The sequence below is a fragment of the Halomarina rubra genome, from assembly GCF_023699475.1.
Classification (GTDB): domain Archaea; phylum Halobacteriota; class Halobacteria; order Halobacteriales; family Haloarculaceae; genus Halomarina; species Halomarina rubra.
Genome location: NZ_JALXFV010000005.1, coordinates 1 through 25,149 on the forward strand (window position 1 = coordinate 1; position 25,149 = coordinate 25,149).

General features: G+C 69.2%; 22 protein-coding genes and 1 pseudogene. 11 read left to right on the top strand and 12 right to left on the bottom strand.

Annotated features, from left to right (window positions below):
• A partial coding sequence (locus M1L36_RS09750; RefSeq protein WP_250873550.1) for a site-2 protease family protein occupies positions 1 to 837 on the top strand: 837 nt, incomplete at its 5' end.
• A 24-nt stretch (positions 838 to 861) separates the two neighbouring features.
• Here M1L36_RS09750 and M1L36_RS09755 read toward each other — a convergent pair.
• The 3 genes from M1L36_RS09755 to M1L36_RS09765 all read right to left on the bottom strand — a co-directional run bounded on the left by M1L36_RS09755 (position 862) and on the right by M1L36_RS09765 (position 4,799).
• The gene (locus M1L36_RS09755) at positions 862 to 1,701 is read right to left on the bottom strand and encodes a VOC family protein (RefSeq protein WP_250873551.1); all 840 of its coding nucleotides are present in this window, start codon (positions 1,699 to 1,701) and stop codon (positions 862 to 864) included.
• Positions 1,702 to 1,833: 132 nt separating this feature from the next.
• The gene (gene glmS, locus M1L36_RS09760; RefSeq protein ID WP_250873552.1) at positions 1,834 to 3,612 is read right to left on the bottom strand and encodes a glutamine--fructose-6-phosphate transaminase (isomerizing); all 1,779 of its coding nucleotides are present in this window, start codon (positions 3,610 to 3,612) and stop codon (positions 1,834 to 1,836) included.
• Positions 3,612 to 4,799 (bottom strand): sugar phosphate nucleotidyltransferase, encoded by a 1,188-nt coding sequence (locus tag M1L36_RS09765; protein ID WP_250873553.1) that lies wholly within the window; start codon positions 4,797 to 4,799, stop codon positions 3,612 to 3,614. Before M1L36_RS09765 ends, glmS begins: the two co-directional genes overlap by 1 nt.
• Before the next feature lie 309 nt (positions 4,800 to 5,108).
• Here M1L36_RS09765 and M1L36_RS09770 point away from each other — a divergent pair, with 309 nt between their 5' ends.
• Both M1L36_RS09770 and M1L36_RS09775 read left to right on the top strand, forming a co-directional pair.
• Positions 5,109 to 5,747: a hypothetical protein gene (locus M1L36_RS09770; protein ID WP_250873554.1), complete on the top strand. Its 639-nt coding sequence runs from the start codon at positions 5,109 to 5,111 to the stop codon at positions 5,745 to 5,747.
• A 344-nt stretch (positions 5,748 to 6,091) separates the two neighbouring features.
• Complete coding sequence (locus M1L36_RS09775; RefSeq protein WP_250873555.1) at positions 6,092 to 7,615, top strand: carotenoid oxygenase family protein; 1,524 nt, start codon at positions 6,092 to 6,094, stop codon at positions 7,613 to 7,615.
• Positions 7,616 to 7,631: 16 nt separating this feature from the next.
• On the opposite strand, the pseudogene M1L36_RS09785 reads toward M1L36_RS09775, so the two are convergent.
• Positions 7,632 to 8,462 (bottom strand): annotated as a pseudogene (locus M1L36_RS09785) (formate/nitrite transporter family protein).
• A 212-nt stretch (positions 8,463 to 8,674) separates the two neighbouring features.
• Between M1L36_RS09785 and M1L36_RS09790 the strand changes: the two are divergent.
• Entirely contained in the window at positions 8,675 to 8,869 is a 195-nt protein-coding gene (locus M1L36_RS09790) for a DUF1328 family protein (protein WP_250873558.1), read from the top strand.
• Between the two features lie 16 nt (positions 8,870 to 8,885).
• Here M1L36_RS09790 and M1L36_RS09795 read toward each other — a convergent pair whose 3' ends face one another.
• Positions 8,886 to 10,214: a DUF389 domain-containing protein gene (locus tag M1L36_RS09795; RefSeq protein ID WP_250873559.1), complete on the bottom strand. Its 1,329-nt coding sequence runs from the start codon at positions 10,212 to 10,214 to the stop codon at positions 8,886 to 8,888.
• A gap of 152 nt (positions 10,215 to 10,366) precedes the next feature.
• Here M1L36_RS09795 and M1L36_RS09800 point away from each other — a divergent pair, with 152 nt between their 5' ends.
• From M1L36_RS09800 to M1L36_RS21365, 3 genes are all read left to right on the top strand, one after another.
• Positions 10,367 to 11,197, top strand: a complete 831-nt coding sequence (locus M1L36_RS09800; protein ID WP_250873560.1) for a hypothetical protein — start codon at positions 10,367 to 10,369, stop codon at positions 11,195 to 11,197.
• Positions 11,198 to 11,234: 37 nt separating this feature from the next.
• A complete protein-coding gene (locus M1L36_RS09805) occupies positions 11,235 to 12,542 on the top strand; it encodes a tRNA pseudouridine(54/55) synthase Pus10 (protein WP_250873561.1) in 1,308 nt (435 codons plus the stop codon).
• 141 nt (positions 12,543 to 12,683) lie between these two features.
• On the top strand, positions 12,684 to 12,818 hold the full coding sequence (locus tag M1L36_RS21365) for a hypothetical protein (RefSeq protein WP_305794457.1): 135 nt from the start codon (positions 12,684 to 12,686) through the stop codon (positions 12,816 to 12,818).
• Here M1L36_RS21365 and M1L36_RS21570 read toward each other — a convergent pair.
• A complete protein-coding gene (locus M1L36_RS21570; RefSeq protein ID WP_250873562.1) occupies positions 12,815 to 13,462 on the bottom strand; it encodes a helix-turn-helix domain-containing protein in 648 nt (215 codons plus the stop codon). The genes M1L36_RS21365 and M1L36_RS21570 overlap by 4 nt on opposite strands.
• Positions 13,463 to 13,546: 84 nt before the next feature.
• On the opposite strand from M1L36_RS21570, the gene M1L36_RS09815 reads away from it, so the two are divergent.
• On the top strand, positions 13,547 to 14,911 hold the full coding sequence (locus M1L36_RS09815) for a cytochrome P450 (RefSeq protein ID WP_250873563.1): 1,365 nt from the start codon (positions 13,547 to 13,549) through the stop codon (positions 14,909 to 14,911).
• A gap of 60 nt (positions 14,912 to 14,971) precedes the next feature.
• Here the strand turns inward: M1L36_RS09815 and M1L36_RS09820 are convergent, their stop codons facing one another.
• Positions 14,972 to 15,682 carry a helix-turn-helix domain-containing protein gene (locus M1L36_RS09820; RefSeq protein ID WP_250873564.1) on the bottom strand — a complete coding sequence of 237 codons (711 nt, stop codon included), beginning with the start codon at positions 15,680 to 15,682 and terminating at the stop codon, positions 14,972 to 14,974.
• A 194-nt stretch (positions 15,683 to 15,876) separates the two neighbouring features.
• On the opposite strand from M1L36_RS09820, the gene rnhB reads away from it, so the two are divergent.
• Complete coding sequence (gene rnhB / locus M1L36_RS09825; protein WP_250873565.1) at positions 15,877 to 16,506, top strand: ribonuclease HII; 630 nt, start codon at positions 15,877 to 15,879, stop codon at positions 16,504 to 16,506.
• A 295-nt stretch (positions 16,507 to 16,801) separates the two neighbouring features.
• Here rnhB and M1L36_RS09830 read toward each other — a convergent pair whose 3' ends face one another.
• The gene (locus tag M1L36_RS09830) at positions 16,802 to 17,215 is read right to left on the bottom strand and encodes a GNAT family N-acetyltransferase (RefSeq protein WP_250873566.1); all 414 of its coding nucleotides are present in this window, start codon (positions 17,213 to 17,215) and stop codon (positions 16,802 to 16,804) included.
• 91 nt (positions 17,216 to 17,306) lie between these two features.
• Between M1L36_RS09830 and M1L36_RS09835 the strand changes: the two genes are divergently transcribed.
• Both M1L36_RS09835 and M1L36_RS09840 read left to right on the top strand, forming a co-directional pair.
• Complete coding sequence (locus tag M1L36_RS09835) at positions 17,307 to 18,173, top strand: winged helix-turn-helix domain-containing protein (RefSeq protein WP_250873567.1); 867 nt, start codon at positions 17,307 to 17,309, stop codon at positions 18,171 to 18,173.
• Complete coding sequence (locus tag M1L36_RS09840) at positions 18,170 to 19,078, top strand: ArsR/SmtB family transcription factor (RefSeq protein ID WP_250873568.1); 909 nt, start codon at positions 18,170 to 18,172, stop codon at positions 19,076 to 19,078. The genes M1L36_RS09835 and M1L36_RS09840 overlap by 4 nt, the downstream gene beginning before the upstream one ends.
• Positions 19,079 to 19,240: 162 nt before the next feature.
• On the opposite strand, the gene M1L36_RS09845 is transcribed toward M1L36_RS09840, so the two are convergent.
• The 4 genes from M1L36_RS09845 to M1L36_RS09860 all read right to left on the bottom strand — a co-directional run bounded on the left by M1L36_RS09845 (position 19,241) and on the right by M1L36_RS09860 (position 25,127).
• Positions 19,241 to 20,902, bottom strand: coding sequence for a preprotein translocase subunit SecD family protein (locus M1L36_RS09845; protein ID WP_250873569.1), 1,662 nt, complete (start codon positions 20,900 to 20,902; stop codon positions 19,241 to 19,243).
• A 61-nt stretch (positions 20,903 to 20,963) separates the two neighbouring features.
• Entirely contained in the window at positions 20,964 to 21,848 is an 885-nt protein-coding gene (secF, locus tag M1L36_RS09850) for a protein translocase subunit SecF (RefSeq protein ID WP_250873570.1), read from the bottom strand.
• Between the two features lie 39 nt (positions 21,849 to 21,887).
• Entirely contained in the window at positions 21,888 to 22,160 is a 273-nt protein-coding gene (gene ddfA, locus M1L36_RS09855; protein WP_250873571.1) for a DdfA family disk-determining factor, read from the bottom strand.
• Positions 22,161 to 22,244: 84 nt separating this feature from the next.
• A complete protein-coding gene (locus M1L36_RS09860) occupies positions 22,245 to 25,127 on the bottom strand; it encodes a bacterio-opsin activator domain-containing protein (RefSeq protein ID WP_250873572.1) in 2,883 nt (960 codons plus the stop codon).
• Between the last annotated feature and the right edge of the window lie 22 nt (positions 25,128 to 25,149).

Below are 25,149 nucleotides of genomic sequence, written 5' to 3' on the forward strand. Positions count from 1 at the left end.
TGTCCGCTCGCGGGCTTCGAGTGGGCGGTCGCCGACCGCGAGCGCGTCCGCGTCACGACCGAGGCGGGCGACACCCGGACGCTGGCGGTCGGCGCGCACGTCGTCCCCGTCGAGGGCGGCCCGCTAGCGTCCGCAGGTCTCTCGTCGGAGAGGTTCACCGTCACCCGATTCGACGGCGAGCGCGTCGCCTCGACGGACGACCTCTACGATGCGCTCGCCGGGACCACACCGGGACAGCGGGTGCGCGTCGTCGGCTTCGCGGGCGACGGAGAGAGCGCCGAACGCCGCGCGTTCGGTGTTACGCTCGGCGGCGACGGCGACCGGGAGACGGGCTACCTCGGCGTCACGCCCCGACCCGGCGTCGGCGGGATGGCGCTCGTCGACACCGGTCTCCGGACGTACCCTGCTGCCGAGATGCTCGGTCTGTTCCGCGGAGCGGGCGGCGAGTCGGTCCCCTTCGGCGTGTTCGGGGTGTTGCTCGTCGTCGTCCTCCTGCCGCTGGCCGCCACGGTCGGGTTCGCGCCGTACAACTTCGCCGGCTTCGAGGGGGACGTCGCCGGGTTCTACACCGTCCCGGCGGTGCCGGGGGCGCTCGACGGTGGCGTCCTCGTCCTCGCCAACGTCCTGTTCTGGACGGGGTGGGTGAACCTCCAGTTGGCCGTCTTCAACGCCATCCCGGCGTTCCCGCTCGACGGCGGGAAGATACTCCACACCGGCGTCGGCGCGGTGAGCGAGCGCGTTGGTGCGCCGGAGTCGACCGCGAGTGCCGTCACCGCGTTCGTCACGCTGGCGATGCTGGGGGCGGTGACGACGATGCTCGTCGCCCCGGCGCTCTGAGCCGGTCGGCGGTGTCCCGCCGATTCACTCGACGCGAACGCGGAGCGCGATGCCGTCGGGGTCGGCGAACGTCACCCCGTCGTCGGTCCACTCGACCGCCACGTCGCGGTCGACGAGTCGCTCGGCGACCCCCTCCAGTGCCGCCTCGTCGGGGACCAGCACCTCGAACCAGTCGAGGCCCAGCCCCGTCCCCGGCGTCGTCCGCCCGTTCCACGTGTTCAGGCCGACGTGGTGGTGGTAGTCGCCCGCCGCTACGAACGCCGCTCCCGACCAGTCCTGTCTGAGAGCCATCCCGAGACCGTCGACGTAGAACGACCGCGAGTCGGGCGTCGAGGACACTTCGAGGTGGACGTGTCCGACGGTCGTCTCCGCCGGTGCGCCCGCGGTCGAGTCACCCGCGGCGTCCTCGCGGAGCGCGTCGAGGTCGAGCGGGAGCGTGTCCATCTGGACCCGTCCGTCGGCGACGGGCCACTCCTCGCGGGGGCGGTCGCGGTACAACTCGACGCCGTTCCCTTCGGGGTCTCGGAGGTAGAGCGCCTCGCTGACGCGGTGGTCGGACGCGCCGGTGAGTCGCCACGCGTCGTCGACGCGGGCGAGGGCGTCACCGAGGGCCGCGCGGTCGGGGAACAGGAACGCCGTGTGGAACAGGCCGGTCTCCGCCGGCGTGCGCTCGGGGAGTCCCTCGTGGGCGTGGAGTTCGAGCAGCGGCGTCTCCTCGACGCCGAGGGTCGCTCGCTCGTCGGTCGCGTCGAGTCGGTCGAGACCGACGACGGACTCGTAGAACGCCGCGACGCGGTCCAGGTCGCCGACGCGCAGGGCGACGCGACCGATACGGCTCTCTGGAGGGAGTGCGGTGTCGTGCATGGACGTGAGAGAACGCGCGAGGGGATAGACGTGCGTACCGCGACCGTGCACAGTGGACGCTCGACCGTCCGTCTGTGCTACGGGAGCGGTGTCGAGGGGCGGAGAGCGTCGTCGAGGAACGGCCGGCGTCGCCTACTCGACGGTGACGGACTTCGCGAGGTTGCGCGGTTTGTCGATGGAGCGCCCGAGCAACGCGGCGGCGTGGTACGACACCAACTGGAGTTGGACGTTCGCGAGGATGGCAGCCGTTCGCTGGTCGCTGGCGGGAATATCGAGCACGTGGTCGGCGTAGCGGTGGACGTCGCTCTTCCCGTCGGTGACGGCGACGACCGGCGCGCCGCGCGCCTCGACCTCCTTGACGTTCCCGATGGTCTTCCGGGCCTGCTCGCCGTCGCCGGTGACGAGCGCGAACACCGGCGTGTTCTCGGTGACGAGCGCGAGCGGGCCGTGTTTCAACTCGCCGGCGGCGAACCCCTCGGCGTGCTCGTAGGATATCTCCTTGAACTTCAGCGCCCCCTCCAGTGAGACGGGGAACTGCAGGCCCCGGCCGATGAAGAAGTACGCGTCCGACCCCTCGTAGGCGCGGGCGATCTCCTCGGCGTCGGACTCGTCGAGCACCTGCTGGACGTTGCCCGGCAGGTCACGCAGCGCTGCGATGTCGTGTCGGGACGCGCCGGTCAGCGAGAGGACGAGCAGGGCGAGCGCCACGACCTGCGAGGAGAACGTCTTGGTCGCGGCGACCCCGATTTCGGGGCCGGCGCGGATGTAGAGCGTCTGGTCGCACTCGCGCGAGACGGAGGAGCCGACGACGTTCGTCACCGCGAGCGTCTCCGCGCCGCGGCGTTTGGCCTCCCGGAGCGCGCTCAGAGTGTCGGCGGTCTCGCCGGACTGGGTGACGCCGACGACGAGGTCGCCGTCGACCGGCGGCGGCGAGGTGGCGTACTCGCTGGCGAGGAACGCCTGGGCGGGGATGCCCGCCTGCTGGAACAGGTGGACGCCACAGAGCGCAGCGTGGTAGGATGTCCCGCAGGCGACGAACTGGACGCCGTCGGGGTCGACGTCCACGTCGAGGCTGACCGACCCCGCGAGCTCCGAGACTCGCTCGCGGAGACACTGCCGGAGCGAGCGTGGCTGTTCGTGTATCTCCTTGAGCATGAAGTGGTCGTAGCCGGACTTCCCGGTCTCCTCGGGGGACCACTCGACGGTGTCGACGTCCCTGTCGATGCGTCGCCCCTCGTCGTCGGTGACGCGCCACTCGTCGGCCGAGATGACGGCGAACTCCCCGTCTTCGAGGTAGACGACGCGGTCGGTGAACTCCCGGAAGGCGGGGACGTCGCTGGCGAGGTAGTAGGCGTCGTCGCCGAGGCCGAGCACGAGCGGCGAGTCCTCGCGGGCGGCGAACACCCGGTCGTCGCCGGCGACGACGACGGCGATGGCGTAGCTCCCCTCCAGTCGCGAGACGGCCGCCCGGACCGCCGCTTCTGGGTCGTCGCCAGCCGCGAGACGGTCTTCGACGAGGTGAGGGACGACCTCGGTGTCGGTGTCGCTGCGGAACTCGTGGCCCGCCTCCAGGAGGTCGGCCTTGAGGTCCTCGTAGTTCTCGATGATGCCGTTGTGGACGACCGCCACCCGTTCGGTGCAGTCGCGGTGCGGGTGGGCGTTGGCGTCGGTCGGCGGCCCGTGGGTCGACCAGCGGGTGTGGCCGATGCCGACGCGACCCGAGAGGCTGTCCCCGTCGAGCGCAGCGCGCAGGTCGTCGAGTTCGCCCGCACGCTTGACGACGTCGAGGTCGCCGTCGGCGAGGGCGACGCCCGCCGAGTCGTAGCCGCGGTACTCCAGTTTCGAGAGGCCGTGGACGAGCGTCGAGAGCGTCTCTTCGCCGCGACCGACACAGCCGACGATGCCACACATCAGCGCACCACCTCCGTGTCCGTCTTCACCTGTCCGGCGACGACGACGCCCGTTCGCAGGCGGGCGCTCGTCCCGACGAGCGTCCCCGGCGCACAGCTCACACCACCCTCGGCGCGGACGCGGTCGCCGAACACCGCGCCGAGTCGCTCGCCGCGGTGGATGGCGTCACCGACCTGGACGTCGGCGGGGCCGCCCGGCACGACCGTCGCCGGGCCGAGGTGGACGTCGTGACCCGTCACGCAGTCGACGAGGACGCTCCCCGCGCCGACGCGAGTGTCGGTGTCGAGGACCGCTCCCTCGACGGTGGCGTTCGCACCGACGGTCGCGTTCCGACCGAGCGCGACGTTCGGCCCGACGACGGCCCCCGCGGCGACTTCGGTGTCCGGGCCGACGACGACCGGCCCCTGGAGGGTCGCTTCGGGGTCGATACGCGCACTGTCGGCGACCCACACGTCACGGTCCCGTTCGGGGGCCTCGACGAGGCCGTGGCGCAGCACCTCGCGGGCGACCTCCAGCAGGTCCCAGGGGTAGGTCGCGTCGACCCACAGCCCGTTCGTGCGGACCGCCTGCACCTTGCGTTCGGCGACCAGCGACTCGACGGCGGTCGTCAGCGGGAGGGTGCCATCGATGCGGTCGGCCCGTGCCAGCGCGTCGAAGATGCTGCGGTCGAACGCGTAGACGCCGGCGTTGATGAGGCGGAACGCGCGGCGGTCCGGTTTCTCGACGAACGCGGTGATGGTGTCGTTCTCGACGTCGACCGCACCGTAGCGCTGGGCGTTGCCGTGTTCGAGGACGGCGAGGACGGCGGAGGCGTCCTCGTGGGCGTCGACGACCGCCGACACCATCTTCGACTGGATGACCCGGTCGCCGTTGACGACGACGAACGAGTCGTCGACCGCGCCGGCGGCCTGCTGGAGGGCGTGGCCGCTTCCGAGTTGCTTCTTCTGGACGACGTAGTCGATGGGGACGTCGCGGTAGGTCGGGCCGAAGTGGTCCTGCACCCGGTCGCGCTTGTAGCCGACGACGAGGCAGAGCTTCGAGATGCCGGCGTCGACCAGCGCGTCGAGGACGTACTCCAGGATGGGCCGATTGGCCGCCGGGAGCATCGGTTTCGGTCGATTGTGCGTCAGCGGGCGCAATCGGTTGCCCTCACCCGCCGCGAGGACGACGGCGGTGTCGATTGTCATACCTACCGGTACACGTGCAGGGTCGTGAACGTTCTGCTACCGACGGCCGCGGGCCGGCCCCACGCGGCTCGACAGTCACGTCGCCCGCCGACGGGCGGGAGGTACCGCAGGCATCACATTCAAACGTGGGCAGTCCTGCGATACGGCCATGAAGCTCACTGGCATACTCGTCTCGGCCGACCTGACCGACTCGCACCCCGACACCGGGGCCGGTCCCCCTCTATGAACCTCGACAGCACAGGCGCTGAGCGACTCGTTTCGCTCGGGCGAGACCTCGGGGCAGCGGCTCCGTCAGGAGACATCATCGACATGATGGCCGTCGGAATCGGCGTCAAACCGATGGCGGGGCTGGCGACGTGCTACACGGAAGCTGGCGACCCGGCGTGGGACGCCGTCGAGACCGACCCGGCGATGCCGCGGTCGGCGCTCGGTCCCCGACTCAACGACGCGGGCTTCGAGTGGACGTTCACGCCCGTCGAGACCGTCCGGGAGGACGGGCAGGCGTTCACCTGGTACGAGTTGCTGCTGGGAGCCGACGGGACGACGCTCCGGGAGTTCCTCTCCCAGACCGGGACCCACCCCAACGACCGCACCGAGGCCGAGTACGGGCGGGCGCTCGGCTACCCCGAGAGCGCCGTCGAGTGGTTCGTCCGCCAGTCCGCCTCGCAGTTCGACAGCGCGTTCGAGGTCATCCAGAGCGGCGAGTACGACGAGAACGCCCAGACGCTCGCCGCGAGCGTCCCTTACGTCCCCGCGCCGACCCGCGACGGGGCCGACGACGCCATCGACGACGGGCGGGAACTCACCGACGCACTCGGGCGACTCGACACGACGACCGAACAGGAGGCGTTCGCCGAACGCCTGCTCGGCGAACGCGTCAGTGAGACGCTCGCGACCCACGACGAGACCGAACCGTGGCGCGACCCGCTCCACCGGGCGATGGGCTGAGTCGGCCTCGCCCACACACCGGTCACGAGACGACCCCCTCCGTGGTCTCGTCGTTCGTTCGCGGTGTCGATGCGCGCTCGCGACGGTGAACTGGTCCTCGGTCGTGGAGGTCGCCGTGTGACGACACAACGTATAACGTACCCCGCGCCGAACCGTCCGTATGGCTACCGAGAAGAGCGAGGCGAAGGGGGTCCACCGCTGTTCCTGTGGTGCGACGTTCGAGGACGCCGAGGAGTTACGCGAGCACGCCCGCAAGGAGCACGACGCGGTCGTCTGAACCGAACGAGGGGCCGGGGCGACCCCTCGACCCACCGGGTTTTAGCGACGGCGGGCGTTGGCCCGCCATGGACGGACTGGGGTTCCACACGCTCGATTCGGAGCAGGACACCGAGTTGCGCGTCGACGGGAGCCTCCCGTCGTGGCTCGACGGCAGTCTGATTCGGAACGGCCCCGCACTGTTCGAGGCCGACGGCGACGGCGTCGACCACTGGTTCGACGGCCTCGCCATGCTCCATCGGTTCTCCTTCGCCGACGACGAGGTCCACTACCGCAACCGCTTCCTCCGTACCGAGAGCTACGAACGTGTCCGTCGCGGCGACGTCCCGACGGGTTTCGCCACCGGCAGTTCCTCGCTGCTCGACACGCTGCGCTCGCTGGTGGCCGGGGCCCGTTACGACAACACGAACATCGTCGCCGAACGGTTCGACGACCGCTACCTCGCGCTGACGGAGACGCCCGGCGGCGTCGCCTTCGACCCCGAGACGCTGGCGACCGACGGACACGTCCGGTACACCGGCGACGAACCCAGCGGTCACCTCGCGTGTGCCCACCTCCAGCGTGACCCGTGGACCGACCGGTTCGTCACCTTCGAGACCGAGTTCGGCCGACCCTCGCGCTACCACGTCTTCGAGACGCGTGACTTCACGACCCGCCGACACGTCGGGTCGGTTCCCGTCGAGGAACCGGCGTACATGCACAGTTTCGCGCTGACGCCGAACTACGTCGTCCTCACGGAGTTCCCGTTCGTCGTCGATCCGCTCGCGATGCTGGTCGGCGACGGCGCGTTCGTCGACGCCTTCCGCTGGGAACCCGAGCGCGGGACCCGGTTCGTCGTCCTCGACCGCCGTTCGGGGGGCGTCGTCGCTACCCCGACGACGGAAGCGGTGTTCGGCTTCCACCACGTCAACGCCTACGAGCGCGACGTGCAGGGTCGACCCGGCGAGTCCGGCGGAGTCGGCGAGGTGGCCCACACCGAATACGGCGAGACGACCGACGGCCGGCCTCGCCCCGGCGCGGAACTCGTCGTCGACTGCGAGACGGTTCCCGACGCCGCCTCCCTGGCCGCACTCTCGCTCGACCGCTTACGGCGGGGCGACCTCGACGTGTTCGGCGGGTCGCTCGACCGGTTCGTCGTCTCGCTTCGGGCGGACGGCGCGACGGTTCGTCGCGAACGTGTCCACGACGGCACCGCGCTCCCGACGGCCTCGCCCGCGGTCCGCTGTCGGCCCTACCGCTACGCCTACGCGCAGGACACCGACCAACCGGTGACGGCGTGGCCGAGTCGACTCGTCAAGGTCGACGTCGAGACCGGCGACTACTGGACGCACAGTGTCGAGGCAGGGCACGTGAGCGAACCGATTTTCGTCCCGCGTGTGACGGGTGAGAGTGGCGAGAGCGGTGAGAGTGGCGAGCGTGCTCGGGACCACAGCGAGGACGACGGCGTCGTGCTCGCGGTCGAACTCGACCGGGAGGCGGGTCACTCCTGGCTGGTCTGTCTCGACGGGCCGACGTTCGAGGAGCGGGCGCGAGCGGCGATTCCCCACGCCGTCCCGTTCGACTTTCACGGCCGGTGGTTCCCGGAGCTGTGAGTGACGTCGGCTGCGGTCACTCCGTCGGCGTCGGCGCGGGACCGCTCCGGACGACGTGGCCGTACTTCAACAGCGCGACGAACACCGTCCCGCCGATGACGTTCCCGAGCGTCGAGAACAGCAGGAAGTAGCCCACGTTCCCGAGGCCGAGCGCCCCGGCGAACAGGCCGAACCCCACCTCGACGGTGCCCGCGATGCAGTGTGGCGCGTGGAGCAACGCGATGGCGCTCGTCGTGACGACGACGAACAGCACGCGCGCGATGGACTCCTATGCGGCCGCGACGAGCCACGACAACAGCCCCATCAGCCAGCCGGCGAGCACCCCCGCACCGACGACGACGAACCACTCGTGTTCGACGAGGCTCGTCGACAGTTCGGCGAACGCCTGCGGTTCGACGACGCCCACCGCGGGGCCGACGAGGACGAAGAAGCCCGCGAACAGCGTCGCGCCGACGAGGTTCCCGGCGTAGACGACGCTCCAGAGCCGCCCGAGTTCGCGGACCGACGCCTGTCGGTCGAGCACCGGCAACACCGCGAGCGTCGTGTGCTCGGTGAACAGTTCCGAGCGCCCGAGCACGACCAGCACGAACCCGACGGAGTACGCGAACGCCATCAGGAGCTCCTTGTTCAGCTCGCTGGCGAACGAGAAGTCCGCGAGCGTCAACACGATGGCCATCAACGCGGGCCCGAACCCGATGTCCAGCCCCGCCGACAGCCCCGACAGGAACAGGCCGTCGGTCGGCCGTCGCAGTTCCGAGAGACCGCTGCGAATCTGCTCGGAGAGGATGTCCTCCTGGCTCTTCGGTTGCTCACCCGCACGGCCGCCGCCCGAGGAGACGAGACTCATCGCCCCTCGTAGCCGACCCGAACGGATAGGAAATCGACTTGCGAGGTCAGAACCGCCCGAGTGCGGCCGGACGGACGTGAACCTGCCCGAGACGTGTCAGAAACCGTGTTCTTGCAGGCCCAACAGTTATCAGGCGAGGTCGTGTTCGAGAAAAGTACCATGTGCCACTTCAACGGTCGTCATGGTGTCGCGGTACTCGGTGGTGAGTCCGCATGAACGCGCTCGCGGCAGTCTCAGCGCTCCCACTGCAAGGCGGTGGGTTGCTCTGGTTGGCCGTCGTGTTCGTCGTTCTGGCGGTCGTCGCCGGAATGGCGGGATTCCGCGGCATCGCGGGGTTAACGATGGGGGCAGCACGACTCCTCGTGCTCATCTTCATCGTCCTCGCGGTGATCGCGTTCCTGGTATAGCCGCGAACGCGGCCCTTCAGGCCGCGTGAACGCGGACGTGCTCACGCACGTCTGTTTCTGCAGACGCCGACTGGTAGTCGACGAACTGGATTCGAACAGTGACGTCGTTACCGGTCTGTGCGTCGATACTGTCCCTGAGCGACTGCGCTAACTGCGCGTAGTCCTCGTCGGTGGTCCGCCCGAGCGTCACCGTCACCGTCTCCGGGTCGCCGAACAGCCCCGCGTCGTCGTAGCTGACGGCGACGTCGTGGAGTTCGAGGCCGCCGTACAGGTCGTCCTCGAGCGTGTCCGAGGTGGCGGTGACCGCACCGTGTTCGAACGCGATGTGCTGGGCCGACGCCCCGACGGTGATACCGGCGACGACGAGGAAGACGCCCACCAACAGGGCGTACGCCCCCGTTCGAGCCGATATCGTCGAGCCCGAGAGCGCGGAGCTGATCACCGACGACCGGTAGCCAAGCGCGACGAGCGCGACGTACGCGGTGATGTTGAGGAAGACGATGTTCATGAGGAGGAGCACGATGGACCCGGCGGCCATCAACGGCTGGTTCCAGACGACGCCGATGGCCGACGTCGCCACCGCGGGGATGATGGCCGCGGCGACGGCGACCCCGGTGATGGCGGCCGGGAGGTCCGTCGCCAGCGCGAGTGCGCCGGCCGCCCCCGCGCAGATGGCGATGGCGAGCGCGAGCAGACTCGGAGTGAGGAAGAAGCCGACCTGTTCGGCCTGGGATATCTGCAACTGCTCGGGGACGAACCCGAGTTGCTGGATGGTGAAGGCGGCGGTCAGCGCCCCCAGGAGGCCGACGCTGAGTCCGATGAGCTGAGCGCGCGTGCTCCGGACGACCATGTCGTAGTCGCCGATGACCGCCCCGGCGCTCGCCGAGAGCGTCGACCCGGCGAACGGCGCGATGACCATCGCACCGACGATGACGATGGCCGAGTCGATGAGCAGCCCCGAGACGGCGACGAGCGCCGCCAGAAACGAGAGGGCGACGTACGTCGCCCCGTCGGGCCAGAGGTTCTCGGCGCGCTCACGGAGTTCGGTGTGGGAGACCCCACGCTCGCCCTTCGGTCCCTCGACGAGCGCTTCGAGGTCGGCGGTGTCGACCCCCGACACCGACTGGGCGTCTGTGACGACGACGTAGGTGTCGTCGCCGAGACCGGCGTCCCGGAGTCGTTCGCGCATCCGTTCGACGGCCCCCGTCGGAACCGGGACGTAGAACACGACCGCCTCGGTTCGGCGGACCTCGTCGACGACGAGGTACTCCGCACCGACGTCTTCGAGCACGTCCTCGACGCGGGCGCGCTTCGACGTCGGTACGAGCACCTGGAGTAATCGCATCGCGACCACCGACTCGTCCCGGGGTGAAAACCGTTGTCGCCACGGGGACGGTCTCGCACACAGTATTATGCTCCTCGACAGTCAGGTCGACGTATGGTCCCTCCGTATCGTACCGAACGCCTCAGAACCGTCCGACGGACGAGGCCCCGCCGATGACCTCGTTCCGAGCGCTCGTCCGTGATAGCTGGTCTCGAACCGAGTCGGCGCGCTGGCTCGTCGTCGTCCCGTTCGTCTGGTCGTTCGCTCAGTTCCACGCCGTCGCGAGCGTTCTCGGCCTGCAGGGGTTCAGTGTCGGAGTCCGGTTTCCGACCCCCGCGGCGTTGCCCACGATGTGGACGTTCGCACGAGCGCCCCAACCGGGAGTCGTCGTCGGGACGCCGCCCTCGATGGACGCGCCCTCACTCGTCGTCGCGAACCTCCTCTTCAGCACACTCGTCGGGGGACTCCTGACCGCGGGGTTCCTCGGTGCACTTCACGCGTCGACGACGGGGCGAAAAGAGGGGTTCGGCGAGAGCGTCACCCGGTACGGACTCCGACAGACGCTGTTCGCGGGGTGCGTCGCGCTCGCCGGCACCGCCGTCTTCGCCGTCACGGCACTCGTTCCCCCGCTCTTCCTGCTCGCGTTCCCCGGGTCCATCGTGGCGGGCTACCTTTTCTACGCGACGCCGTTTCTCGTCGTGACCGACGACCTGACGCTCGGTGACGCCTTCGGACGGAGTTACCACCTCGCACTCCGGGGTGGGGGCTACTTCTCGTTCTTCCTCGGCTACCTCGGCGTCGGGGCGCTCTGTTCGATTCCGATCACGCTCGTCTCGGTGAACCTCGGTGTCCTCGGCCTCCTCGCCGGGGCGACACTCACCGCGCCGCTGTGTCTGGCGTTCGCGGCGGCGACGCTCACCGCACTCGACGAAATCGATGGGCCGAACGGGAGCGGTGACCCGAGCGTCACGGGCAGCGGGGTCAACACGTCCACTCGACCGTAATCCGAAGGCCAAAGGCGTGCCGTGGCGTTCGCTCGCCATGGACCTCATCGAGGTGACGGGGCGGGCGCTGGCGACGGGGCCGCTCTGTGATTCGTGTCTCGGGCGTCTCGTCGCCGGCCGGTCGTTCGGGTTGACGAACGCCGAGCGTGGCGAGGCGATGCGGACGGCACACGCGCTGGCCGTCGACGAACCGTACGAACGTCCCGACGAGCCGTGTTGGGTCTGTGAGGGCGAGTGCGAACGGTTCGAGACGTTCGCCGAGCGTGCGGTCGCCGCGCTCGAACCGTGGGCGTTCGAGACCTACCAGGTCGGCACCCGCGTCTCGCCGCTGCTGGAGGAGAACGAGCAGTTCCTCCGGGAGGACGCGGGCGTGGTCGAGGAGGAGGGCGAACGCGAAGGGGGCGTCGAGACGCTCAACAACGAGTTCAACCGAGAGGTCGGCAAACGCATCGGTGCGGCGACGGGCACCGACGTCGACCTCGAACGCCCCGACGTGCTGGTGCTCATCGACCTCTCGACCGACGAACTGGAGGTGCAGGTCAACTCCGCGTTCGTCTACGGCCGGTACCGCAAACTCGAACGCGACATCCCCCAGACGAAGTGGCCGTGTTCGGACTGCAACCAGACCGGCCTCAAGCGCGGCGAGGAGTGTGAAGCCTGCGAGGGCACGGGCTATCGCTACGGGACGAGCGTCGAGCAACTGACCGCGCCGCCGGTCGTCGAGGCGATGGACGGCAGCGAGGCGACGTTCCACGGCGCGGGTCGCGAGGACGTCGACGCGCTGATGCTCGACACCGGCCGGCCGTTCGTCATCGAGGTCAAAGAGCCACGCACGCGCGACGTCGACGTCGAGGAACTGGAGCGGGCGGTCAACGAGTTCGCCGACGGCCGCGCGGAGGTCGAGGGCCTCCGACTCGCGACCCACGAGATGGTCGAGCGCGTGAAGGGACTCGACGCCTCGAAGACCTACCGGGCGTTCGTCGAGTTCGACGCTCCCGTCGAGGCGGACGCGCTCGCGGCGGCCGTCGAGGAGTTGCGGGGCGCGACGGTCGAACAGCGCACCCCTCAGCGCGTCGACCACCGACGGGCCGACATCGTCCGGACCCGGTCGGTGTACGACGTCGACGCCGAGTTGGAGGACGACCGCCACGCCGTCGTCGAGATACACGGTGCGGGCGGCCTCTACATCAAGGAACTCATCAGCAGCGACGAGGGCCGGACCGACCCCTCGCTGGCCGGCCTCCTCGACGTCGAGGCGGTCGTGACCGACCTCGACGTGCTGGCCGTCGAGGGCGAGGACGAACCGTTCGAGCGCCCCGAGTTCTTCCGGGACGCGACGGCCTGAGCGCTCCAGGAGTGAGCGCCGGCGACCCCACCCCACGGGACGGGGGACGTGGTCCACGCTGGAGAGACAGTCTTTCCTTCCGGCGGGTGGCCGCCAGCTTTATCCTTAACGATTCGTAATGCCGTGGTAGGTAGTAACACAATGTGCCACCGGAACACGACCGAGGAGTACGCGTACTACGTCCTCGGCGAGCGAGAGGAGCATGGCGACGAGGAGGGGAACGACGTGCGGGTCGACGGCGAACCGACCCGAGTCGTCCGGAACGCCGACGACTAGTCGAGCGCCTCGCGGACGAGGTTCGCTTCGGCCTTCCTGAGGTGTGTCGACGCCGTACTCGGCGCACAGTCCAGTCGCTCGGCGACGGCGGCGACGCCGTCGGTCCGGGGGACGTCGTAGTAGCCGACGTCGAGCGCCGCGTCCAGCGCCTCGCGCTGGCGGGCGGTGAGCCTGCGGCCGACGCCGCCGTGGTCGTACTCGCCGAGTTCGTCGACGGTCGCCGCCAACTCCTCGGGGAACCCCTCGACGACCGACCGGAGGCCCGCCGGCGGGCCGACGACGGTGAACTGCATCTTCCCCCGTGGGAGGTACGTCATGGGGTGGACCACGAGCAACCCCTCGTGGGCGAACGCTCGCTCGAAGGTGCGGACCTGCTCGCGGGTCTCCTCGCGAACGAAGACGTAGAACCCGCGGTCCGACGCGGGGGTCACGTCGAAGTCGAGCACCGATTCGACGCTCGCGAGACGCTCGACGTACGGGTCGCGCTCGGCGACGACGTGGAACAGCCCGAACGTCAACGACTCGTGGGTCGTGCTCACGGACAGCATCTTCGAGTGCTCGGCCGTCGGGTCCTCGTCGAGGTAGGCGTGCATCGGGTGTCGCCACGCCCGCGGGAACGTGAGGGTGAGGCGAACGTACTTCACGAGCGAGACGTGCGCGAGACTGCACTTAAAGACGCACATCCACTCGTGCGAACCGGGAACCGCACGGGTGGCCGACCGCCTCTCATGGCGACCAATCGAGCGCGGGTGCCACCCGGTCCGGACGGCCTCCCACTGGTCGGGCACACCCTCCAACTCTCCAGAGACGTGTTCGGCTTCTACGAGCGACTCCACGCCGACTACGGCGACGTGGTGCGCTACGAGGTCAACGGCGACGAGGGGTACATCGTCGCCCACCCGGACCTCGTCGAACAGGTGCTCGTCACCGACGACGCGGCGTTCGTCAAGGGCGACCTGCTCCAGCGCACGCTGTCGAGTGCGCTCGGCGAGGGGATGTTACTCGCCGAGGGCGACGACTGGCGCGGGCAGCGAACCACCGCACAGCCGGCGTTCTACCGCGAACGCGTCGCGGCCTACGGCGAGACGATGACCGCCTTCGCCGGGGACGTGGCCGAGGGCTGGACCGACGGCGCGGTGGTGGACGTCCGCCCCGCGATGAGCGAGCTCACCCTGCGCATCCTCGGCCGGACGCTGTTCGGTCTCGACATCCGTGGGCGCGAGTCGGTCGTCCGGGACACCGCCGAGGCGTTGCGGACGCGCACCGACCCCTCCAGCCTCACCGCGTTCCTCCCCGACTGGGTGCCCGCGCCGTCCGTCCGGGCGTACAGACGAGCCATCGAGGACGCTCGGGACCTCGTCGACGACCTCATCGCTCAGCGGCGGGCAGAGCGCGAGGAGGCCACCGCGACCAGCGCCGACGAGGCGGTCTCGCGGTTCGCGGGCGGCGACGACCTGCTGACGATGCTCGTCGCGGCGGCCGACGCCGGCGGGATGGACGACGCCACGCTCCGGGACAACATGCTCACGTTCCTGTTCGCCGGCCACGAGACCTCCGCGCTCGCGGTGACCTACGCGCTGTTCTGTCTCGGCCACCACCCCGAAGCGCAGGCGCGGGTCCACGCCGACCTCGACGCTCTCGACGCCCCGCCGACCGCCGACGACGTCGACGACCTGCCCCACCTCGACCGGGCGGTCCGGGAGGCGATGCGTCTCTACCCACCCGTCTACACCCACTTCCGCGAACCCGTCCGGGACGTCACCGTCGGTGACTACCTGATTCCTGAGGGGTCGGTCGTCTCACTGCCCCAGTGGCTCGTCCACCGCGACGAGCGCTGGTACGACGACCCGCTAGCGTTCGCCCCCGAGCGGTGGGTCGACTGGGACGGTCCCGAGTACGCCTACTTCCCGTTCAGCGGCGGGCCCCGCCACTGCATCGGGATGCGCTTCGCGGAACTGGAGATACGGCTCGTCCTCGGGACGCTCCTGCGCGAGTGGCGCGTCGAGTCGCTCACCGACCGTCCGCTCGACCTCGACGCGGCCGCCAACACCACCCCGACCGACCCGGTCGAACTGCGACTCCACGCTCGCTGACCGGTCCGTCGCTCACGTGCCGTATGCGCAACGAGGTGGCCGTCGGGGGCGACCCCCGCCTCAGCGGTCGCCGAACTCGTCGCGCAACAACACCTGCTCGGCGCGGCGCAGGCGCTCGGAGAGCGCCTGGTGGGTGACGTCGAGTTCTTCGGCGAGTTCCTCAAGCGAGACGCGCCGGGGAATCTCGAAGTAGCCCCGTTCGTAGGCGGTCGCGACCGTCTCGCGTTGCTTGTCGGTCAGGTCGCCGACCGGCGACCCGCTCCGACCGCCGATCTGGGCGAGTTCGGCCTCGACGTCGAACCGTGCGAGCGTCTCGACGCTGTCGGCGAGTCGCTCGCGCGAGGGGTACCGGACCCGCAGGGACCACTCGCCGTTCCGCGCCATCGCGGCGAGCACCGTCCCCGAGCGACTGGCGACGACGTCGACGACGAGCGAGACGTGGTCGCCGTAGCCGAGTTCACACAGCGACTCGTCGGAGCGGTCGGCGAGCACCGACCGGAGCGAGACCGTCGGGTCGGCCGACAGCGCCTCGGTCGGGTCGGCGACGCCACCGACCCACGCGAACGTGAGCGGTGCGCCGGGGCGACTCGCCGCGACGCGTTCGACGCGCACTCGAAGGTCGGCGTGGCGCTCGAACGACGGTCCGAGGGCGAGGTCTGTCGCCTCGAACCGTAGCTCCGCGACCGTCCGACTCTCGGCCGCCCCGTGTGACGCCTCGGTCGTGGTCGGTGACGGTTCTGCGCTCCGGTCACCGGTCGTGTTCGGTCTCATGGAGAAGCGACGGGTCGGTCCGACGGCGCGGTCCCCACCGCGAGGCCGGTTCGAGACCGACCCCTCGCGCCGACGACACCGCCCGTCTCGTGTCAGTGGAGTTCGCCCGCCGACGTATCTACCTGTCGGCCACCTATCAGAGTCGGTGAACGCGTGCCGACGGGTTTAGGACGGCCCCCGCCCTCGCCCCGGCCATGCAGTTCGGCGTCGACGAGGCGGGGAAGGGACCGGTTCTCGGACCGATGGTCGCGGCCTGCGTCGTCGGGCCGGCCGACGCGCTCCCCGAGGGAGTCGACGACTCGAAACGCGTCGCTCCCGAGCGTCGCCGGGAACTCGCGGCCACACTCCGCGAAGACCCGGCGTTCGACGTCGGCGTCGCCCGAATCACGCCCCGGCGCATCGACGGTGAGGAGGACATGAACACGCTCACCGTCGTCGCCCACGCCGACGCCATCGTCGTCGCCAGGGCGAGCGGGAGCGGCCTGCTCGACGCCTGCGACGTGGACGCGGCGCGGTTCGCACGGCGCGTCGCCGCCCGCCTCGACGACGACGTCGATGTCGGTGCCGAACACGGGGCCGACGAGTCCGTCCCGCTCGTCGGCGCGGCGAGCATCGTCGCGAAGGTCGAACGCGACGCGGCCGTCGCCGCCGTCGACACCGACCGCGACGTCGGGAGCGGCTACCCGAGCGACCCGACGACTCGCTCGTTCCTTCGCGCGTACGTCCGCGAGAACGGCGAACTCCCCCCGTGTGCGCGTGCGTCGTGGAAGACGAGTCGCGACGTGCTGGCGGCGGCCGAACAGTCACGCCTCGATGGGTTCTGAACACCGGGCTACACACGTACCCCCGAACGGACGACCGGCTAGCCTCGTAGCCACCAGACCGACCTCCCACCTCCTCGGACCGTCACCCGCGTGGTCGCTCCGGTCGCCCGACAGGTTCGACAGGTGGCTCGTCGGGCCACCGGAGACGGCACGACCATCGCCTCTGTCCCCCCTCGCTGACGCGGTGTGGACGCGCACGGTCCCCGCGTGCGACCGACACCTCCCGTTCTCGCTTTCGACCGACGCGCCGAGCGACCGCCACCAGCGGCCACCCACGACCGACCGACGGGACGCCTCAGTCGTCGGTCCGGAGGAACATCCCTCGCGAGGCGGGGGCGGTGTGTTCGAACCCCCAGCGCTCGTAGTACCCCTCGACGTCGGCGAACAGGTTGACGTACGCGTTCGGCGGCGCGGTCTCCTCGACGTACGCCATCAGCGCGTCCATCAGCCGGGTGCCGAGCCCTCGCCCCTGGTGGTCCGGGTGGACGACCAGGTCACAGAGCTGGTAGATCGAGGCGTCGTCGCCGACGATACGGCCGGTGCCGACCACCGTCTCCGCGTCGGTGACGGCGACGACGCCGAACACCGAGTTGGGTAGCCCACGGCGAAGCCCCTGTATCGACCGCGGCCCCATGTCGTTCAGTTCGCGGAGTCGCGCCAGCGTCGCCGCCGTCGGGAGGCGGTCGACGACGGTGTACGTCGCGTCCATGGCGAGTGACCGGCCGGCAGTGTGAGGACCGTTTCGGTCCGTGGCCACCGACGGTCGTAAGGAAGAAACCACAGGGAGTCGACACCCGGGTATGGACGGCCGCGACTCGTCGAACCCGTTCTCGCTGCTCGCGAACGAGACGCGGCTCGGCATCGTCGAAGCCATCGGCGACGCCAGTGGCGACGGCGAGTACGCGTGTCTGTCGTACTCGGCCATCCAGACGGCACTGGGTGACCACGACGCCGGCAACCTCAACTACCACCTCCGAAAGCTCAAAGCCCGGTTCGTCGAACGGACCGACGACGGCTATCGGCTGACCGTCCCCGGCATCCGCGTGTACCAGGCCGTCTCGTCGGGACAGTTCGACGGCGACCGCCCCACCGTTCCGCCCACCGAACTCGACGCCGACTGCGACATGTGCGACGGGACCGTCGTCGTCAGCTACGAACGCGACCGGTTCATCGTCCGCTGTGACGGCTGTGACGTCCTCTACCACCGCTATCCGCTCTCGCCGAACGCGTTCGACGTGGACGACACGGCGGGGCTGGTCACCACCGCGATGACCAAGAGCCACGTCGACTCGCGGTCGATGCTGGCGGGCGTCTGTCCGTACTGCTCCGGGACCGTCGAACGGGGTCTCTCGGCGGACGACCGGGGCGACACGAACAACGACGAGTGGGACGTGTTCGCCCACCTGACGTGCGAGCGCTGTGGCTGGTTCGTCCACCCACCGGTGATGATGGTGGCGTTTCGCCACCCCGCCGCGACGGTGTTCTTCGAGCAACGCGGGGTCGAGAACCCACACGCGCGTGTCGAGATTCCCGGCCCGTGGGGGTCGACGGTGCTCTCGACGGACCCCTGGCGCGTCCGCGTCGACCTGACCTACGAGGGCGAGACCATTCGCTTCCTCGTCGACGGGAGCCTGGACGTCCTGGAGTGGGAGGTGCTGGAGGCGTGAACGACGAGGTGGAGAACCCATTCTCGCTGCTGGCCGACGAGACGCGGCTCGGCATCGTCGAAGCCATCGGCGACGCCAGTGGCGACGGCGAGTACGTCAGCCTCCCGTACTCGGCCATCCAGGCGGCGCTGGGCGACCACGACGCCGGCAACCTCAACTACCACCTCCGAAAGCTCAAAGCCCGGTTCGTCGAACGGACCGACGACGGCTATCGGCTGACCGTTCCGGGTATCCGCGTGTACCAGGCCATCTCGTCGGGACAGTTCGACGGCGACCGCCCCACCGTTCCGCCCACCGAACTCGACGCCGACTGCGACGAGTGTGGCGCACCACTCCTCGCGTCGTACGAGGACGGGCGGTTCTTCGTCCACTGTTCGGACTGTGACATCATGTTGCACCGGTACCCGGTGTCGCCGAACTCGTTCGACCCCGACGACGTCGAGGACCTGGTCCGGACCGCGAACACCCGGATACACCTCGACTTCTCGTCGATGGTCGACGGTATCTGTCCGTACTGCTCCGGGACCGTCGACCACGACCTCTCGACTGACGACCGGGTCGACGCCGGGGTCGAGGAGCGAGACGTGTTCGCGCACCTGACGTGTCGCGTCTGTGGCTGGTTCAACCACCTCTCCGTCGAGATGGTCGCGTTCCACCACCCCGTGACCGTCGTGTTCTTCGAACGCCGCGGCGTCCCCGAGCACTACCTCGACCCGGTCGTCCCCGGCGAGTGGACCACGACGGTGCCCTCGACGGACCCCTGGCGAGTCGAGGTGACCATCGACCTCGACGGTGCCGAGGGGACCTCGCCGGTCGGTCGGGACGCCACGCTCGGGACCGGCGACACGCTCCGTCTCGTCGTCGACGGCGCCCTCGACGTCGTCGAGTGGGCGGTGCTGGAGTGATGTCAGCCCGCTATGAGTAGCTGGCTGCTCCAAACGCCTTTACCGTCGTCTTCCTTCGGCTGAGACAGTGGGCGCGCACCATTCCCGTGCCTCTGACAGCATCGGTGTGTGCCCACGGATGCCTCTTGGTCCCGCTGACCGCTTCGAAAAGACCGTTCTCTCTCAGTCCAGCACGACGCTCCTGAGGATGTCACCGTAGGCCGGCCGCGTCACCAGCACGCCGACCAGCACGCCGACGATGGTGACGATGGCGAACCCTTGCAGGTCGCCGAGCGACAGCACCGCGAGCGGACTCAGCGCGATGATGGTCGTCGCGGCGGCAGCGCCGATGACCCAGAACGCCTTGCGGAACCGGGAGGCGAACACCCGGCCGGTCTTCACGTCGCCGCTCTGGAGGATCTCGTCGGCGATGATGACCAGGTCGTCCACCCCCGTCCCGATGACGGCGATGAACCCGGCGATGTGAGAGAGGTCGAGCGCCAACCCGACCGCGGCGGCGAACCCGAGGAGGATGTACACCTCGGCGGCCGCGGTCAGCACCATCGGCAGCGCGACGCCCGCTTCACGGTACCGGAAGAACACGACACCCGCGACGGCGAGCATCGCGACCAGACCCGTCACGACCGAGAACGACTTGAACTCGCTGGCGAGACTCGGCTGGAGGTAGTACGACGTTCCGCTGTCGAGGTCCAGTTCGGCGGGCAACGCCCCTGCTTGCAGGTCGAGTTGGAGACGCTGGGCGGCCGAGCGGTTGGGGGCGCTCGTCACGAACGAGGGGTCCTTGACGAAGTCCTCGTTGTTGATGATGTTGGCGAGGTCGGGCCCCATCGCCGCCTTGTAGACGACGTCGCCCCGAATCTCGCCGTCGACGACGCCGTCACCGCGGACGGTGTAGAGACAGTAGCCGTCCTCGTCGTTGGGCATGTTCGTCCGGCAGGCGCTGACGCCCTGCTGGGTGAACCCGAACTTCTGCATCGCGTCCGAGAAGTTCTCGGCGGCGGTCTGCGTGAGCGTCGTCGGGACGACCGGCTGTTCGCCACCCTGTTGGGTCTGCTGTATCTGTACCGGGTTGACGTTCGCGATTCCGTCCTGCGAGAACAGCGGGACGTTGCGGTACGACCCGTTGCCGTCGGGGAAGTGCGCGACGACGACGACCTGACCGCGGTCGCCGATGAGTTCGAGCACCTCCGCTCGGGTCGCGCCGGGGACCTCGATGAGGACGAACGCCTCGCCGCCCGAGCGGACGATGGCGGCGTCACCGCCCGACAGCGACCCCGCACCGCGAATCTTGCGGTCGAGGACGCCGACGGCGGTCTCCAGGGTCTGCTCGGTGACGCCGTCGCGAATCTCGTTCTGCTGGACGTCGTAGCCCGACGCCTGCAACGCGCTCGCGAACTGTTCCTCGGTGACGTTCTCGGTGAACACCTCGACGGTCCGGCCCTGCGAGTCGACCCGGAGGTCGAGCGTCGAGACGTTGAGTCGCGTCGCGAGGTCCTGTTCGAGCGTCGTCGCGTTGTCGGCGGGCACCTCGACGCCCTCGGCGGTGAGACCGACCAGCGGCGCACGGATGCGTGTCCCACCCGAGAGTTCGAGGCCGAACTTCAGGTTCGTCGGCCCGTCGGTGGTGTTGGCCTGGACCGTGACGGTGGTGTTGTTACCGCTCGCGTTGGTTCCGTTCGTACCGTTCTGTGCGGACTGGGTGGACTGTGCCGGCACCTGGTTGGTCGGGGCGTCGGAACTCCCCGTCGGCGCGAACAGCGCCACGCTGGCGAGGACGACGAACACGACCAGCAGGACGACCCGCCAGTTCTCTCGGAGGTTCACGCGAGACACCTCCGGTGGCGAGCGTGAATCCGGGAGTGACCGGTCTGAGAGCGACTGTGGTTCATTTGGCGATACCCTCGTACTTGTAGTAGCGAAGCAGGCTCACGTTGAGCAGATAGGTGTTCATCAGGTCGGCGGTGAGACCGAACACGAGCACGATTCCGACCTCGGGGAGCAGCGGGATGCCGAAGACGAACCGCGAGGAGACGAGCGTCATCACGCTCATCGCGGCGATGGAGGTGACGGTCATCGTCACACCGGTCCGCATCGCGCGGTACGTCGACTCGTAGAAACTCCCCGAGCGCCGCAACACGTGGTTGTTGAGCAGGAGGTCCGAGTCCACGGAGTACCCGATGAGCATCAGGAGGGCGGCGACGGTGCCGAGAGTGAGTTTGATACCGAAGATGTTCATCAGCGCGATGGGGATGACTATGTCGGAGAACGCGCTGGCGACGACGGCGATGGAGGGGACGAACGTCCGGAACAGCACGAACACGAGGAGGCTCATCCCGACGAACGCCGCGCCGATGCCGAGAAGCGCCTGGCGCTGGGACTCGCCGGAGAACGACGCCGAGCGCGAACTGACGGACTCGATGGTGTAGCCCGCGTCCTCCGCGGCGCTCGTTATCTGCCTGACTTCGCTGTTCTCGGTGGCCTGGAAGGTGACCAGCCAGGAGTTACCGCTACCGGCTTGCTGGACGGACTCCACCTCGTAGGGCGTCCGTGACTCGAACGCCTGGGTGATCTCCCCGCTCGACGCCGTGGTCGACACCTGGAGTTCGGTGCCGCCGGTGAACGCGATGCCGGGACTCACGGGAGCGCCGGTCAGGGCGTACCACCCGACGATGACGGCGAGGGCGACCGCCAACACGAGCAGCGGAATCGCTACCAGCTGTCGGTTGCTGTAGCGGGTGTAGTCGATAGTCTGCACCTCGAATCGGGACATGGCCGACGGTGCGAATCGGCCGCGGTTAAGCGTTCCTTTTCAGCTATTCGTCGCGAGCGAAACGCTCCCGTCGGCGTCGACGGTCACCTCGTACTCCGCGAGTTCGAACGTCGCCGTCCCCGTCGTGCGGGCGGCCCCGTCGCGTCGTGGGGCGAACAGCGCGTCGAGGGCGTCGGGTTCGACGACGTCGTAGAGGACCGGTTCGAGGGCGTCCGGGCTGACGCCCTTCTCGGCCGCGACTGCGCTGACGACGGCGTAAGAGAGCGACTCGTCCGGTTCCATCGGGAGGTTGTCGTCGCGCTTCTGACTCATCTCTTGTGGCCGACCGTACGACTATCCGGGCAGTCCGGCTGGTCGCTACGGTGTGAACCGCGAGAAGGGTCGGGGGCTACGAGTCTAGCCTTCGAGCAGCATCGAGAACAGTTTGCGCTCGGCCGCCCGGAGGTGCTTGTTGAACGTCGGCTGGGAGATGTCCAGCGAGTCCGCGACCTCCTGGCCGGTCCGGTCTCGGGGCCACTCGAAGAAGCCGCTGGCGAACGCCGTCCGTAACACCTCGTGTTGACGGTCGGTCAGCCGTTCGGAGATGCCCGCGCGCACGTCGCGACGGGTCTGGGCCGACGACGAGCGGTTGCGACGGGCCAGCAGGTCGGTGTCGGCGTAGCGGTGCTGGACGGCCTCGACGAACTCCCGGACGTCGGCGTCCTGGGGGAGTTCGACGACGACCCGGGTGCCCGAGTCGTCGACGCTGATGGAGCGGGTCACCGCCCCGCAGTCGGCGAGGTGGACGGCGACGATGTCGCTGCTCATCCGGAGTTCACAGCGCACGGCGTCGTCGTCCTCGGCGATGATGCCCACGTGTTCGACGCCGACGAACTCCTCTTCGAGCGAGCGGATGGTGTCGGGGTCGGTGTCGTGAGCGCTACAGAACACGAGCGAACTGTTGCCGGACTCGTGGACGATGTCGTCGACCTCGAAGCGGCAGTCGGCGGCGGTCGCCAGTGCGCGCAGCGGCAGGTCGTCGTCCTCGATCTTCAGTTCGAGTTCCGTCACGCGGTCGGCGAGCATCGTCCGCCGGGTCTCGACGTTGTTGATGGCGTTGGCGACGGTGCCGCCGAACTCGTTGAGCACGTCCCGACGCATCTGGTCGAACGCGTCCTGTTCGGTCGCGTACACCGCGAGCACGCCGTACAGCACGTCGCCGTGGAGTAGCGGGACGGCGAGCACCGAGAGGTAGTCGTTCGAGAGCGCTGTGCGTCGCCACGGTTCGTCCTGGAACCCACTCGCCACCTCGCTGACGACGACCTGTTCGCGGGTCGCGGCGGCGCGGGCGGCGGGTTCGGCGAACTCCTCGCCGAGGGTGAGGTCTACACTGTCGAGGTAGCCGCGGGCGTCGCCGGCGGTCGCACGCGAGACGAGTTCGCCGTCCTCGACGGCGGCGGTCCACGCGAAGCCGAACTCGTCGGCCGTGACGAGTTCCTCACAGACCGCGGCCTCGATCTCCTCGCGCGTGTTCGCGCCGACGAGTGCGGCGTCGACCGACCGGATGATGTCGTTGGTCTGTTTCAGGCCGGTCAGTCGGGCGTTCTGTTCGCGCAGTTCCTCGTCGCGTTCGCGCAGGTCGTCCTCGCGTTCGACGCGGTCGAGGGCGGCCTCCGCGCTCGCGGCGAGCAGGTCGACCAGTTCGCTGGTCTGGTCGTCGAAGGCAGCCGTATCGGTCGACTCGGCGAACAGGACGCCGTGTTCGCCAAGCGGGACGTACAGCCCCGAGCGGAACGGGGTGTCCTCGTTGAACACCGAGTCGGCCTCGCGCACGTCGTCGTAGCTGAGTAGGTCGCCGGCGACGAACGAGCGCCAGACGAGCGCCGGGTCCGCGGGGCCGACCGTCGGCAGGTCGCCGACGAGGTCGGTCATCTCGGGGGACCACGAAGCGGGTTCGAGGCGGCCGTGGTCGCCGTCGAACAGGTAGACCCCGACGCCCTGGAGGTCGAGCACGTCCGAGGCGGTCTCGGCGATGAGGTCGCTGACGTCCTGGCGGTGCTCGGCGGTCAACAGCTCCCGGGTCGAAGTGTGGAGTGCCGTGAGCGTCTGTTCGTAGCGTTTGCGGTCGGTGATGTCACGAGCGACGCCGACGAACCCCTGGCTGCCGTCGCGTCGCGACAGCATCGAGAAGCGCGTCTCGATGGGGACCGACCCGCCCTCGCTCGTCGCGAGGTTCGTGTCGACGCTCGCCACGTCCTCGCCGGACTCGAGCATCTGCGCGGAGAGCTCCTCGACCATCTCGAACACGTCGTCGTCCGCGAGCTTCGCGGAGTGCTCGCCGATGAGCTCCTCGCGCCCGAAGCCGGTCATCTCGGTCGTCGCGTCGTTGACCCACTCCATCCGGAAGTTCGGGTCGAGCGAGTAGACGGCGTCGTCGACGGTCTCCAGGATGGTCTCGTAGCGTTCGAGTTCGCCCTGGCGACGCTGGCGCTCGATGACGGGTTCGAGCACCGAGGCGACGCGGTGGAGCAGTTGGCGTTCGGCCGACCCGAACTCACGCGCGTTACTGGTGTAGGCTGCGAGCACCCCCCACGGTCCGTCCGGGAGGTCGAGACCCAGCGCGATGCCGCCGGCGACGTCCCCGACGGACGCGTCGGCGCTGACGGCACCCTCGGCGTCGAGGGCGGCGCGCGCGAGCGAGTGGTCGTCCGATAGCGTCTCGGGACCGCGCCACCCGGTCTCGGCGACCAGCCCCAGGTCGTCGCTGTCGGCGCGGTACTCGAACAGGCCACAGCGGTCGATGCCGAGCGACGCCTGGATGAGCGCGGTCGCCTCCTCGAACAGGCGCGGGAGGTTCTGACCTTCGAGCGCGGACTGTCGGAGGTCGGCGAGCGCCTCCTGTCTGGTCGCGCGGTCGACGGCGTCCGGTGTGCCGACGGCGTTCCGGACTCGGCGGTGGAGGAGTTCGGAGGGAGCATCGACGTCGACCACGTCGGTCGCGCCCGCGGCGAGGACGTCGGCAGTCGCCACGTCGTCGGGCACGCGCGCGACGACCGGAACGTCCGGGTCGACGGCGCGAATGCGGTCGATTACCTCCGGGCCCGTCGTGTTAGGCAGGTCGTATTCGACCAATAGGCAGTCGACGCGCGCGTCGGCCGAGACGCGGTCGAGCGCCTCGGGCGTGGTCGCGACGGTCACTGCGAGCCCGTTGGCGGTCGTTTCGTCCTCGTTAACACCGCTCACGTGGAGCACGCGCAGAGGAGTGTCGTTCGTGTCGTTTCGCACCCGACCCGTAATCATCGCTTAATCAGCACATCTACTA

What these genes read in the sequence shown, in the direction of transcription:
- M1L36_RS09795 (WP_250873559.1), bottom strand. Translation starts at nt 10,214, where the DNA reads ATGCGATTACTCCAGGTGCTCGTACCGACGTCGAAGCGCGCCCGCGTC.
- M1L36_RS09755 (WP_250873551.1), bottom strand. Translation starts at nt 1,701, where the DNA reads ATGCACGACACCGCACTCCCTCCAGAGAGCCGTATCGGTCGCGTCGCC.
- M1L36_RS09820 (WP_250873564.1), bottom strand. Translation starts at nt 15,682, where the DNA reads ATGAGACCGAACACGACCGGTGACCGGAGCGCAGAACCGTCACCGACC.
- M1L36_RS09805 (WP_250873561.1), top strand. Translation starts at nt 11,235, where the DNA reads ATGGACCTCATCGAGGTGACGGGGCGGGCGCTGGCGACGGGGCCGCTC.
- rnhB (WP_250873565.1), top strand. Translation starts at nt 15,877, where the DNA reads ATGCAGTTCGGCGTCGACGAGGCGGGGAAGGGACCGGTTCTCGGACCG.
- glmS (WP_250873552.1), bottom strand. Translation starts at nt 3,612, where the DNA reads ATGTGTGGCATCGTCGGCTGTGTCGGTCGCGGCGAAGAGACGCTCTCG.
- M1L36_RS09815 (WP_250873563.1), top strand. Translation starts at nt 13,547, where the DNA reads ATGGCGACCAATCGAGCGCGGGTGCCACCCGGTCCGGACGGCCTCCCA.
- M1L36_RS09775 (WP_250873555.1), top strand. Translation starts at nt 6,092, where the DNA reads ATGGACGGACTGGGGTTCCACACGCTCGATTCGGAGCAGGACACCGAG.
- M1L36_RS09790 (WP_250873558.1), top strand. Translation starts at nt 8,675, where the DNA reads ATGAACGCGCTCGCGGCAGTCTCAGCGCTCCCACTGCAAGGCGGTGGG.
- M1L36_RS09835 (WP_250873567.1), top strand. Translation starts at nt 17,307, where the DNA reads ATGGACGGCCGCGACTCGTCGAACCCGTTCTCGCTGCTCGCGAACGAG.
- M1L36_RS09800 (WP_250873560.1), top strand. Translation starts at nt 10,367, where the DNA reads ATGACCTCGTTCCGAGCGCTCGTCCGTGATAGCTGGTCTCGAACCGAG.
- M1L36_RS21365 (WP_305794457.1), top strand. Translation starts at nt 12,684, where the DNA reads ATGTGCCACCGGAACACGACCGAGGAGTACGCGTACTACGTCCTCGGC.
- secF (WP_250873570.1), bottom strand. Translation starts at nt 21,848, where the DNA reads ATGTCCCGATTCGAGGTGCAGACTATCGACTACACCCGCTACAGCAAC.
- M1L36_RS09770 (WP_250873554.1), top strand. Translation starts at nt 5,109, where the DNA reads ATGATGGCCGTCGGAATCGGCGTCAAACCGATGGCGGGGCTGGCGACG.
- ddfA (WP_250873571.1), bottom strand. Translation starts at nt 22,160, where the DNA reads ATGAGTCAGAAGCGCGACGACAACCTCCCGATGGAACCGGACGAGTCG.
- M1L36_RS09860 (WP_250873572.1), bottom strand. Translation starts at nt 25,127, where the DNA reads ATGATTACGGGTCGGGTGCGAAACGACACGAACGACACTCCTCTGCGC.
- M1L36_RS09765 (WP_250873553.1), bottom strand. Translation starts at nt 4,799, where the DNA reads ATGACAATCGACACCGCCGTCGTCCTCGCGGCGGGTGAGGGCAACCGA.
- M1L36_RS09830 (WP_250873566.1), bottom strand. Translation starts at nt 17,215, where the DNA reads ATGGACGCGACGTACACCGTCGTCGACCGCCTCCCGACGGCGGCGACG.